The 12,237-nt window shown below is 40.9% G+C and carries 8 protein-coding genes; 3 read left to right on the forward strand and 5 right to left on the reverse strand.

Features of this window, described 5'->3' with window-relative positions; translation table 11 throughout:
* Nucleotides 1-180: 180 nt before the first annotated feature.
* Nucleotides 181-420, reverse strand: a complete 240-nt coding sequence (locus ACS72_RS14735; protein WP_004813194.1) for a DUF2171 domain-containing protein — start codon at nucleotides 418-420, stop codon at nucleotides 181-183.
* 639 nt (nucleotides 421-1,059) lie between these two features.
* Between ACS72_RS14735 and ACS72_RS14740 the strand changes: the two genes are divergently transcribed.
* Nucleotides 1,060-2,586: a fumarate hydratase gene (locus ACS72_RS14740; RefSeq protein WP_048882515.1), complete on the forward strand. Its 1,527-nt coding sequence runs from the start codon at nucleotides 1,060-1,062 to the stop codon at nucleotides 2,584-2,586.
* Between the two features lie 70 nt (nucleotides 2,587-2,656).
* Here the strand turns inward: ACS72_RS14740 and ACS72_RS14745 are convergent, their stop codons facing one another.
* The 4 genes from ACS72_RS14745 to tig all read right to left on the reverse strand — a co-directional run bounded on the left by ACS72_RS14745 (nucleotide 2,657) and on the right by tig (nucleotide 7,007).
* Nucleotides 2,657-3,370 carry a DUF2846 domain-containing protein gene (locus ACS72_RS14745; RefSeq protein ID WP_004813198.1) on the reverse strand — a complete coding sequence of 238 codons (714 nt, stop codon included), beginning with the start codon at nucleotides 3,368-3,370 and terminating at the stop codon, nucleotides 2,657-2,659.
* 164 nt (nucleotides 3,371-3,534) lie between these two features.
* On the reverse strand, nucleotides 3,535-4,845 hold the full coding sequence (clpX, locus tag ACS72_RS14750; RefSeq protein ID WP_048882516.1) for an ATP-dependent protease ATP-binding subunit ClpX: 1,311 nt from the start codon (nucleotides 4,843-4,845) through the stop codon (nucleotides 3,535-3,537).
* 29 nt (nucleotides 4,846-4,874) lie between these two features.
* Nucleotides 4,875-5,480, reverse strand: a complete 606-nt coding sequence (gene clpP, locus ACS72_RS14755; RefSeq protein ID WP_004813202.1) for an ATP-dependent Clp endopeptidase proteolytic subunit ClpP — start codon at nucleotides 5,478-5,480, stop codon at nucleotides 4,875-4,877.
* A 195-nt stretch (nucleotides 5,481-5,675) separates the two neighbouring features.
* A complete protein-coding gene (gene tig / locus ACS72_RS14760) occupies nucleotides 5,676-7,007 on the reverse strand; it encodes a trigger factor (RefSeq protein WP_048882517.1) in 1,332 nt (443 codons plus the stop codon).
* A gap of 263 nt (nucleotides 7,008-7,270) precedes the next feature.
* Here tig and ACS72_RS14765 point away from each other — a divergent pair, with 263 nt between their 5' ends.
* Nucleotides 7,271-9,445: a TonB-dependent receptor gene (locus ACS72_RS14765; RefSeq protein ID WP_048882518.1), complete on the forward strand. Its 2,175-nt coding sequence runs from the start codon at nucleotides 7,271-7,273 to the stop codon at nucleotides 9,443-9,445.
* A gap of 290 nt (nucleotides 9,446-9,735) precedes the next feature.
* The gene (locus tag ACS72_RS14770; RefSeq protein ID WP_048882519.1) at nucleotides 9,736-12,021 is read left to right on the forward strand and encodes a TonB-dependent siderophore receptor; all 2,286 of its coding nucleotides are present in this window, start codon (nucleotides 9,736-9,738) and stop codon (nucleotides 12,019-12,021) included.
* Nucleotides 12,022-12,237 lie beyond the last annotated feature (216 nt).

Here is a 12,237-nt window from a genome sequence, read left to right on the forward strand (position 1 = left end):
CCCCATTCTCTATCTGTGCTTTCCCCATCCAATGGACACATTGGATGGTTTTTTGTTTTTAGTTCTTAAAAATTGCATATATGAGAATGCCAGTCGATTTGACTGGCATTCTTTGATAAATCATTTGCTTTTCTTATCAACTTATACAAAGAGATATAAGTTAAAGAAAAGTAGTTTGACTTACATCGTGGTCCATTCATTACGGACATCATCGGCCGCTTTATTCAAAATGACCTGATCGCCTTTCACTTCACTGACCCAACTTAACGGAATCAGATGATGCTCATTATTTTCGTCATCACTTCTTGTTAATTTAATTGAATCTTGGCCTTCTAAATGGTCCACTTTTCCAACTTGTGTCCCGTCTGAAGCAATTACTGATGCATGTTCCTTGATGTCACTTGGATTTACTGTAGTCATTACAATTGCCCTATTATTAATAAGAGAAATCAGTCTAGGCAATAAAAATTCGACTGTGTGTAAGGGTTATCAGGCTTTGAGTATTACTGGGTTAATAGTGTAATGATAAAAATACAGTGTGTTTCAACAAGTGAGTAGCGTAACGAATTGATGGAAAGATTTAGGGGATTGTCTGTTTAGAGAAATATGGGAATAATTTTTTTAGCATAAAAAAAGAAGATTAAGCTTAGGCTTGATCTTCTTTCTGACCGTACATCCAAGTCGCCGCGATATATACACAAAAACCGCTAGCCATCAAAATACCTGTAACCATTGTCTTAGGATCTCTTCGTTTCGATGTGTGCATTATGCGAAAGTTTTATGACAGTTATATGACAATATACGAAGTATTTTATTTTTAAAATAATTATTAATTTCAATTATTTGAAAAAATAAATACTATTTTTTGGGTTTTATAACATGAAATATGACAGTCATTATGACAATTTTTACTCAAATTATAACGCCGTAGACTTTATCTCTAGGCAGTTAAACGAGTATTAAACTTTCGCCCAAAAGCCCTGTAAAACGTCCCACAACTTTTATGTTTTGTCATATAATTTAGCCCGCTAGCTATCAGCCCGCTCAAGAGATTTTTGTATGACAACTATTATCAAGCAAGATGACTTGATCACATCGGTTAAAGATGCGCTTCAGTTCATTTCTTACTACCATCCACAAGATTTCATCCAGGCGATGAGTCGTGCGTATGACCGTGAAGAAAACAAAGCGGCTAAAGATGCGATCGCGCAAATCTTAATTAACTCTCGTATGTGTGCAGAAGGCCACCGCCCAATCTGCCAGGATACCGGTATCGTAAACGTATTCGTTGAAGTGGGCATGGACGTTAAATTCGATTTAACGATGAGCTTGGACGATGCGATCAACGAAGGTGTACGTCAAGGTTACCTAGAAAATTCTAATGTCTTGCGTGCGTCTGTACTTGCTGACCCTGCATTCGGTCGTAGGAATACGAAAGACAACACCCCTGCTGTGATCTACCACAAACTTGTTCCAGGTAATAAAGTTGACATTACTGTTGCAGCGAAAGGTGGCGGCTCAGAAAACAAATCTAAACTGGCAATGCTTAACCCATCTGACTCAATCGTGGATTGGGTACTAAAAACTGTTCCAACAATGGGTGCAGGCTGGTGTCCACCAGGTATGCTGGGTATTGGTATCGGTGGTACTGCTGAAAAAGCCATGATGCTTGCAAAAGAAGCATTGATGGAAGAGATCAACATGGACGAACTTCTTCGTCGTGGTCCACAAAATAAACTTGAAGAACTTCGTATCGAAATCTTTGAAAAAGTAAATGCTCTGGGTATCGGTGCGCAAGGTCTTGGCGGTTTAACCACTGTTCTCGACATCAAAATCAAAGATTACCCATGTCACGCTGCAGGCAAACCAGTAGGCATGATTCCGAACTGTGCTGCAACGCGTCATGCACACTTCACGCTTGATGGTTCAGGTGTTGCAAACATTATTGCACCGAAACTTGAAGACTATCCTGAAGTAACTTGGGATTCATCTTCTTCTAAACGTGTTGACCTAGACACGATTACTCAAGAAGAAATGAACGCTTGGAAACCAGGCGATACCCTACTTCTTAACGGTACAATCTATACAGGTCGCGACGCGGCTCACAAACGTATGGTTGACATGTTGAACAACGGTGAAGAGCTTCCTGTCGATCTTAAAGGCAAGTTCATCTACTACGTAGGTCCTGTAGATCCGGTAGGCGACGAAGTTGTAGGTCCTGCAGGTCCAACAACTGCAACACGTATGGATAAATTTACACGTCAAGTCCTTGAAGCAACTGGCATGTTTGGCATGATTGGTAAGGCAGATCGTGGCCCTGCTGCTGTTGAAGCCATCAAAGACAACAAAGCGACTTACCTCATGGCTGTGGGTGGTGCTGCTTACTTGGTATCGAAAGCCATTCGTGAAGCTGAAGTTGTAGCATTTGCTGACCTGGGTATGGAAGCAATCTACAAGTTTGTGGTGAAAGACATGCCTGTATCTGTTGCGGTTGACGTAAACGGTACTTCTGTACACGCAACTGCACCAAAAATCTGGCAAGCTAAAATTGGCAAGATTCCAGTAGTTGACGCTGCTGCAGGCTAATTTAATCTGCAATAAAAAAGCATCCTTGATGGGTGCTTTTTTATTGCGCTCTTTTCCTATAAAAGTTTAATTACCAAGTACGCGGATCCCATAACTTAAATGGCGTAGTCAATTGTACGTCTTCAGTTGGATCATATTCGATAGCTTTAATTTTCTGGGCTTTCTTGCGAAGTTTCCCCGTTTCCTGATCTTGGGCAACAAAGTTAAAACTATCCGACTTAAGCTGGGTAAATGCAATTTCATTTAAACCTACAGTTTCAGGCATCAGCATTAATGGGCCTGTAGCTGTACGGCGAGTCGTTATATTTTCTTCATCATATTTAATGAAGTAAGATCTGCCGGATTCCACGCTAAAATCCAGATATTTCGGTTTCTGGAAATGCAGTGCACCGAGCGGACGGCTGGTACTCAGACGATACGTACCTGGTGGCAGCTCAACCCAGTAATAATGATTATGCAACAGACTTGGAATACGCTCCTGATTGATAAAGATACTGGCAGCCACAATTTCCTGGCGGTTCCATTTCGAATCTGGACGATATAAGTAAACCATTGCCGCCTGTTCATGCTGCGGCTTCACTGGTGCAAAACGTTGACCCAGCTTTTGATTGACCCATCCACCAATCGTGAACATGCCTACCTTATGCTGCTCGACAAACCCTGGTTTTTTGTTCAGATCGATATTTTTCAGTGTTGATGTCAGTTGCTGTTCCTGAACAGCGTGCTTCGAATGACACCCCATCAAGGCTAAACTGCTGATGAGTACAATTGCGGCTCCACGCATGCTTATCCCTCACTGCGTCTTTATTATTTTATGTACATTTTTATAAATTTATATGAATGATCAGGCGTCCACGCCTAAGAAACGAGATTAACATTGTGATTTATTTTTGAAAATAAAAAACGTGCGAAAACAGTTCATTTTCGCACGTTTCAGACGAACAGCAGTTAAGCAGACTTGCTATTTACTACCTTTAAGTCTGCCTTGGGAGTAGCAGTCTGTTCAATAGCGGCCTGACGTTCCGGACGGAATTCCGGTTTAGTCTCGCCATTGATCACAGCCTCACTCACTACCACAGTACCAACATCGGTACGGCTTGGCAGGTCATACATGGTTTCAAGTAATGAGTTCTCAAGAATAGAACGCAAACCACGCGCACCTGTATTACGTTCTAGGGCTTTTTTCGCCACAGCGCGTAATGCAGAATCTTCAAAGACCAGGTCTACATTTTCCATATCGAACAGATGCTTATACTGACGAGTTAAGGCATTCTTCGGCTCAGTCAGGATTTGCATCAAAGCTTCTTCATCCAGCTCATCCAGCGTTGCGATCACTGGCAGACGGCCAATGAATTCTGGAATCAGACCGAATTTCACCAAGTCAGTTGCTTCAACTTGGCGGAACAGGTCAGATAGCTTCTTAGTTTCCTCTTTATTGCGTACTTCTGCAGTAAAGCCGATACCGCCCTTCTCCTGACGTTGCTGCACAATTTTCTCAAGTCCTGAGAATGCACCACCACAGATAAACAGGATATTTGAAGTATCAATCTGAATAAATTCCTGCTGCGGATGCTTACGGCCTCCTTGTGGAGGAATTGAAGCAACCGTACCTTCGATCATTTTTAATAATGCTTGCTGTACGCCTTCACCCGATACATCACGTGTAATGGATGGGTTTTCAGACTTACGGGTAATCTTGTCGATTTCATCGATATAGATAATACCCTTTTGCGCTTTCTCGACATCATAATCAGCTTTTTGCAATAGCTTTTGTACAATGTTTTCAACGTCTTCACCGACATAACCTGCTTCGGTTAAGGTCGTTGCATCTGCCATCGCAAAAGGTACATCTAAAAGACGTGCAAGGGTTTGTGCCAGTAAGGTTTTACCCGAGCCTGTTGGACCGACCAGCAAAATATTACTTTTGGCAATTTCAACGCTGTCATCAGTTTTTTTACCATTGGTCTGCACTTTTAAACGCTTGTAATGGTTATATACTGCAACAGATAACGTCTTTTTCGCTACGTCCTGACCAATTACATATTGATCTAGCGCCGCACGGATCTCATGCGGTTTCGGCAAAGGACGATTCGCCCAGTCATTGGTTTCTACCTGTTGACTGGTCTGAACCAGATCCAAGCATACGTCTACACATTCATTACAGATGTAGGCGTCTTCGCCAGCAATCAGCTTGCCGACTTCAGACTGCGTTTTACCGCAGAATGAACAATGCTTTTGTCCTTGAGTATGTTCGGACATAGTCTCTCCAATATCTCAATCTTTCAAACTTATGGACGTTTCGTTAGAACTTCGTCCACGAGACCATATTCTTTCGCTTGCTGAGCAGTCATGAAGTTATCACGGTCAGTATCACGCGCGACTTTATCAAAGTCCTGGCCACTGTGTTCTGCCATCAGACGGTTTAAACGCTCTCTGATAAACAGGATTTCACGGGCATGGATTTCAATATCAGATGCCTGACCCTTAAAACCACCCAATGGCTGGTGAATCATGACACGGGCATTTTCAAGGCAATAACGTTTGCCTTTTGCGCCCGCATTTAACAGAAATGCACCCATTGATGCAGCCTGACCCATACAATAAGTCACAACATCCGGCTTAATAAATTGCATGGTATCGTAAATTGCCATACCTGCAGTCACCGAACCACCTGGCGAGTTAATATATAGATGAATATCCTTGTCAGGATTTTCAGCTTCTAAAAACAGCATTTGCGCAACAATCAAGTTGGCCATGTTGTCTTCAACTTCACCAGTCAAGAAAATTACCCGCTCACGTAAAAGACGTGAATAAATATCAAAAGAACGCTCACCACGAGATGATTGTTCTACCACCATTGGAACTAAAGCGTTTTCAATCGCTGGAACATACATACGTTTATTTATTCCTAAATTTTTTGTGACTTAACCCATAATTACAATATGAGGGATAATGATCTAAATTGCAAAAAAATCGCCATGAATTCCATGATATTTTTTGCATTAGTTTTGTGAAAAACTGATTAGGTCATAGAAAGCTAAAGTATTAAAAAAAGGCGCTTAAAGCGCCTTTTTTGTGACCAACTAAACTTAGCCTTGTTGGCGAGCTTGCTGAGCTTTCAATAGGTCTTCATAGCTAACCTTAGTGTCAGTCACTTTAGCAGCAGCTAGGATGTGATCAACAACTTGGTCTTCAAGAACAACTGCTTCGATTTGAGCACGTTGTTGCTTGTCGTTTTTGAAGTATTCAATCACTTCAGCAGGATCTTCATAAGAAGAAGCCATGTCTTCGATGTAAGCTTCTACACGTGCTTGATCAACTTCGATTTTCGCGTCAGCAAGTACTTTACTTACCAATACACCAAGTTTCACTGATTTTTCAGCTTGCTCTTTAAACAGTTCGTCTGGAAGCATGCTTGAATCAAATGCTTTCGCGCCCTGGGCACCAAACTGTTGAGTGAACTGCTGGATCATTTGTTGACGTTGACGGTCAACTTCTTGAGCAAGCATCGCAGCTGGAATTTCAACTTCGTTTGCAGCTACAAGCGCATCAAAAGTTGCGCCTTTCACCTGGTTGCGAAGACCGTTTTTCACTTCACGTTCCATGTTTTTACGAACGTCAGCTTTAAGTTTTTCAACGCCTTCTTCTTCAGTTAAACCGAAAATTTTAAGAAATTCAGCATCAATTTCTGGAAGTTTTTGTTTTTCAACAAGTTTCACATTGATTTTGAATTGAGCTTGTTTACCAGCAAGGTTTTCAGCCTGGTAGTCTTCAGGGAAAGTAACATCGATCACTTTCTCTTCGCCCTTCTTCATACCGATGATGCCATCTTCGAAGCCAGGGATCATACGACCAGAACCTAAAACAAGTTTAAAGTCTTCTGCAGAACCGCCTTCAAATTTTTCGCCATCAACTGAACCTTCGAAATCGAAAGTTACTTGCATGTCTTTTTTCGCCATGCCTTTAGTTTCAGCCCAAGCAGCACGTTGTTTTTGAAGATTTTCGATCATCTTCTCAACGTCTTTGTCGTTTACTTCAGCTTCGTTGCGCTCAACTTCAAGGCCTTCGAACTTCACTTCAACTTCTGGGTAAACTTCAACAGTTGCTTCATAAACTAAAGCATCATCTTTCATTTCAGTTTTTTCGATGTTTGGCATACCAACAGCGTTGATTTTCTCTTGTTGGATTGCTTCAAAAACTGTATCGCGAATGATGTCGTTAACAACTTCTTGGTAAATACCAGCACCGTATTCACGACGAATAACGTTCAAAGGCACTTTACCAGGACGGAAGCCGTTGATCTTCGCAGTTTTAGCAGTGCGTTTTAAACGAGCTTCAAATTGCTCATTAATTCGGCTCGTCGGTACAGAAACATTTAAACGACGGGCAACGCCCGAAACCGCTTCAGAAGTTACTTGCATGGCTTCCTCTATATATTTGGTAATAACAGGTTATAAAAAAATGTGCCACATTATATGACATCATTTAAAGATATACAAAACATACAGCCTTGTTACAGTTTTTAGAAACGATTTCTTCACATTATTCCTATTTATACGATGAATTATTCATTTGATTAAAATATCTATATACACCTTGTTGCAAATGATAAATATTATCATTAATATTGCAAAAATTTGATACACAACTCTAATTTTATCTCCATTATTCTGGAATCTTGGTTATGCGCACTTTCAATCTTCGCCCTCTTGCAGTGGCTATCCTTGGGGTCACATCATCCTCAGTATTTGCTGAAACAACATTAACGCCTACAACAACACATCAAATGTCGACGATTGTCGTTTCTGCAGCGGGTTTTGAACAAGAACTAAAAAATGCGCCTGCTTCAATTAGCGTGGTAACCAAAGAAGATATTGAACGTAAGAATGCTACTAATATTGCTGACCTGTTGGTAGATGTCCCGGGTGTCGATGTGCGCAATGGTGTAGGCAAAACTGCGGGGTTAAATGTGAGCATCCGTGGTATGAATGCTGATGATACGCTTATCCTGATTGACGGTCGTCGCCAGACAACCTCTACCGATGTTACCCCGAATGGTTTTGGTGAAGCATCAACAGGCTTTATGCCACCCCTTTCAGCCATTGAGCGTATTGAAGTCATTCGTGGGCCTATGTCGACCCTCTACGGTTCAGATGCCATGGGTGGTGTGATTAACATCATTACCAAAAAAGTTTCAGACGAATGGAATGGGAACGTTACTGTCAGTGGTAACGTTATGGAGCATGGCGCTGAAGCAGATTCCTGGAAAACCAGTTTCTTGGTAAATGGTCCATTGGTCAATGATGTGCTTGGTCTGCAACTTCGTGGTAGTTATTATGACCGGGGTCAGTCTGAGCGTGTCGAAGGTTCAACAGGTCGAGATCCACGCCCGACCACCGCACATAATTATGATGTAGGCGGTAAACTTACATACAAAGTAGATGATCAAAATACCTTGTGGCTTGACTCATTCTACAGCCATCAAAACTATAAGAATGAAGATAGCCGTTTAGGGACTTTAGATACTGCAACAACAGCAAATGGTTATAAAGATAAATTAATTTTTGATCGTACCCAGTTTGCAATCGGGCATGATGGCGACTATAGCTTTGGTCAGTGGAATACTTATATCAGCCACTCAGAAACTGAAACCAAAGGTCGTACGATACCTTCGGCTGCATTACCTGTCGGAAATGCACAAATTGGTGCAGATCGTGTGTTAAAAAATACCGATTTAATTGCAGACAGCCATATTATTTCAACTTTGGGTGCGCATAAGCTCACCGTGGGTACGGAATACAAAGAGCAAACCAATAAAGATAATATCGCCCTGTATTCGACTGGTGTAGACGAATTCGATAAAAAATCCTGGTCAGTTTATGCTGAAGATGAATGGCGTCTTTTGGATAGTTTAAGTTTAACCTATGGCGGTCGTTTTGAAGATCACTCCGGTTTTGGCGGTCATTTTAGTCCACGTGCATATCTTGTCTGGAATACCAACGACATGCTGACTGTGAAAGGTGGTGTAAGTACAGGTTATAAAGCACCTTCCGCGAAAGCCCTCTACGATGGCGTTGTTGGCCTCAGTGGACAGGGACAAAACCTGACATTTGGTAATCCTGACTTAAAGCCTGAAACTTCAACCAACTATGAATTAGGTTTTAATTTACAGCCGACAGATGATATTAATTTTACGGCAACCGGTTTTTACAACCAGATTAAAGATGCGATTGTTTCAGAGAATCTTCCTGTATCCGCTGAATGCTTGACTGCAAGCTCATGTTCAACCAGCGTGAATGCGAATAAAGCCAAAGTTTATGGTGCAGAAGCAACTTTGCAATACAGCATTTTGCCTGAATGGGATATGAAAGCTGCCTATACCTATACCAGAAGTGAAATTACGGATGGAGAAAACGAAGGCACTTATTATAATAACCAGCCACGTAATGCCTTTAACCTCACTTCGACATGGCATCTGGTGCCTGCTGTAGACCTATGGTTACAGTACGAATATAAATCTGATCGTCAACGCTTCCTGACTACGCCAACAGCACCTGCTTCAGGTTTAGGCTCAAGCGACTATGAAGAATATAAATTATTTGGTGACAAGTTAGCGGGCTATAGCATATTCAACCTCGGTGCAAGTTATACCGTTAGCGATCAATTACGTCTGAATATGGCCGTGAACAATTTGCTAGACAAAGATTTTACCGAAGGTGCAAAATCATATGAATATTTAGACAACCGTGGTCGTCTACAAACTGCTACCGGTTATAAATATTTAGATATCGGTTCTAGTACAACAGGTACTTATATTCCAGGCCGTAACTACTGGTTATCTGTTTCATATGATTTCTAATCATATCTAGTCAATAAAAAACCTGCTGCGGCAGGTTTTTTATGTTTTGAAAATTCTTATGAAATCCCTACTTCATGTACATAAAAAATCCCCATCAAAGAGACTTTAAACACTTATTTCTCCGATATTTATTAAATTCATTAGTTTAGATATATTTTGTTATACTATTACATTTACATTTCCAAGTTTAGCCCAGCTAAACATTGCCAAAACCAATAACAAAAACAAACATTAAACAAATAAGAATAATTATTATTCGCACATCATAAATTACACGATTCAAGTATTCCATGTCATTCATCAAGTCACGTAAGAAAATCGTTTCTTCTGCAATCGCTTCTTCCCTCTCCATGATCGCAGTGAACGCTGTTGCTGAAGAAAAAGTTGTTCAACTTGAAACTATTCATCAAGAAATTGCTGCTGAAAAACAACAAAGCTTAAAAGTAGATAATTCTGCCAATAAAAAATTTGTTACACCCTTATTAGATACCCCGAAATCAGTATCTGTGATTTCTAAACAACTGATTGAGGATACTCAAGTTACTACTCTTGCTGACGCTTTACGTACTGTACCGGGTATTACCCTTGGTGCCGGTGAAGGTGGCAACCCGAATGGTGATCGTCCATTTATCCGTGGTTATAACTCTGAAAGCTCAATGTATGTAGATGGAGTTCGTAGTGCAACTTCGCAAAACCGTGAAATGTTTGCTGTAGAACAGGTTGAAGTCACCAAAGGTTCGGCTTCTGCTATGGGTGGTGCAGGGACCACTGGTGGTAGCATTAACATGATTTCTAAAGTTGCCAAAGCAGGGGATTCTTTAGAAGGTTCTGTTGCTGGAGGCACGGACAGCTACGCACGTATTACCTTAGATGGTAATAAAGATTTTGGTAATGGTGTTGCAGCACGTGTAGCTGTCATGGGGCATCAAAACGAAAAAGCAGGTCAGAAAGACGGTGCTGAATATAAACGTGCCGGTATTGCGCCAAGTATTAGTTTTGGTCTAGATACCCCTACTCGTGGGACTTTAAGCTATTACTACTTAAAATCTGATGATACACCAGATTCTGGTGTGCCTTACTGGAATTCAGCAACTCAAACTGCTGTAGGCAAACCACTCAATGCTAAACAAGGTATTTATTATGGTTGGCTGGATCGTGACTTCCAGAAACAGGAAAACCAGATTGGTACTTTAAAGTTAGAGCACGATTTAACAGATGATCTAACCATTAGTAACACGGTTGTTTATGGTCGATCTAAAAATGATTATGTCTGGACTCAGCCAGATGATTCCAAATTAAATATTGCCAATGGACAAGTGGTTCGTCGTGCAAATACCCGTATTACTGACACAGATACATTTAGCGATCAGCTTTCATTAACCGGTAAATTTAATACGGGTACACTAAAGCATAGTTTTAATGTAGGCACCGAATATTCTAAGCAAGAATCTGACAAAGGAAATTATTTACTTACAGATTTAGGGCAGGCGGCAAGCTCTACTCTTCCAGCTAACCTTAGTGGAAGCAAAGCATGTAATACATTTACCAATGCTACCTCAAATTATTGGTGTACAAGTGCTGATAACCCGAACTCAAATGATCCCTGGTTAGGTTCAACTTCTGCAAATCGTGCAATTTCTACTACAACTACTAAAAATACATCGGTGTATTTCTTAGATAACATCGAGATTAACCCTCAATGGCTGTTAGATCTTGGGGTGCGTTGGGATAAATTTGATACTGAGCAGGTCTACAACAAAGAGTCAGGCTCTGGCAGTAGTTTAATTCCAGCTGGAACAAAATTTGGTACTAATGATGATTTCTTTAATTACCAGGCAGGTCTAACATTTAAGCCAACTGAGAATGGCAGTATTTATGCAAGCTATGCAACTTCTGCTAATCCAGTGGGTGTAGACGCTGCTGATGGTTCAGAAGGACTTTCTGTACCTGGACGTAATACCACTGAAGCACAAGCTCAGGCCATGAACAACCTTAAACCTGAGGAAGTTCGCACCATGGAACTGGGCACGAAGTGGGATTTATTTAATAATAAATTAAATCTAACGGCTGCTATTTTCCGTACTGAAAAAACTAACACTCGCGCTACTGATACCGACGGTTTTACCCGTAATATTGGTGAAACACGTGTGGACGGTTTTGAACTTGGAGCGAACGGCAATATCACTGACAAATGGGCTGTATCTGCTGGTTATACTTATCTAGACAGTGAAATTGTTGATGATGGTGCAGGTACCAATGATGGTAACCAGGTTCAGAATGTTGCGAAAAATTCTGCGACACTTTGGACGACTTATGACCTAACCCCTGCTTTCACAGTTGGTGCGGGTGCAGTTGCCATGGATAAAGTTTACGGTAATGCCGACAATACCAGATACGTTCCAGGTTATGTTCGCTACGATGCAATGGCGCGTTATAATGTGAATCAAAATGTTGACCTGCAGTTAAATGTAAATAACTTATCTGATGAACGTTATTTCACTAAAGCTTATGCATCTCACTATGCAACTGAAGCAGAAGGCCGTAACGCAGTCCTTTCTCTAAACTTTAAATACTAAGTTTTCGCTTCTTCCCTATTTAAAGATAGCCTCATTTGTGAGGCTATCTTTATTTCTGTCCTATATATCAAGGACTACTTGAACATACTGTTTTTAACACCTGTTAGTTATCTTATTTAAGTCATGGCTTAAAACCTCAAGCAAATATAGACCTTACCTTTTTTCTATAGAAATCCTGAATCAAATTCTAAAATTTAAACAGTAATTCCATGCACA

The organism is Acinetobacter sp. VT 511 (genome assembly GCF_001077515.1).
Classification (GTDB): domain Bacteria; phylum Pseudomonadota; class Gammaproteobacteria; order Pseudomonadales; family Moraxellaceae; genus Acinetobacter; species Acinetobacter schindleri.

Excerpts from the sequence above, each read along its gene's own strand:
- ACS72_RS14735 (WP_004813194.1), bottom strand. The coding sequence starts at position 420 with ATGACTACAGTAAATCCAAGTGACATCAAGGAACATGCATCAGTAATT.
- ACS72_RS14740 (WP_048882515.1), top strand. The coding sequence starts at position 1,060 with ATGACAACTATTATCAAGCAAGATGACTTGATCACATCGGTTAAAGAT.
- ACS72_RS14745 (WP_004813198.1), bottom strand. The coding sequence starts at position 3,370 with ATGCGTGGAGCCGCAATTGTACTCATCAGCAGTTTAGCCTTGATGGGG.
- clpX (WP_048882516.1), bottom strand. The coding sequence starts at position 4,845 with ATGTCCGAACATACTCAAGGACAAAAGCATTGTTCATTCTGCGGTAAA.
- clpP (WP_004813202.1), bottom strand. The coding sequence starts at position 5,480 with ATGTATGTTCCAGCGATTGAAAACGCTTTAGTTCCAATGGTGGTAGAA.
- tig (WP_048882517.1), bottom strand. The coding sequence starts at position 7,007 with ATGCAAGTAACTTCTGAAGCGGTTTCGGGCGTTGCCCGTCGTTTAAAT.
- ACS72_RS14765 (WP_048882518.1), top strand. The coding sequence starts at position 7,271 with ATGCGCACTTTCAATCTTCGCCCTCTTGCAGTGGCTATCCTTGGGGTC.
- ACS72_RS14770 (WP_048882519.1), top strand. The coding sequence starts at position 9,736 with ATGTCATTCATCAAGTCACGTAAGAAAATCGTTTCTTCTGCAATCGCT.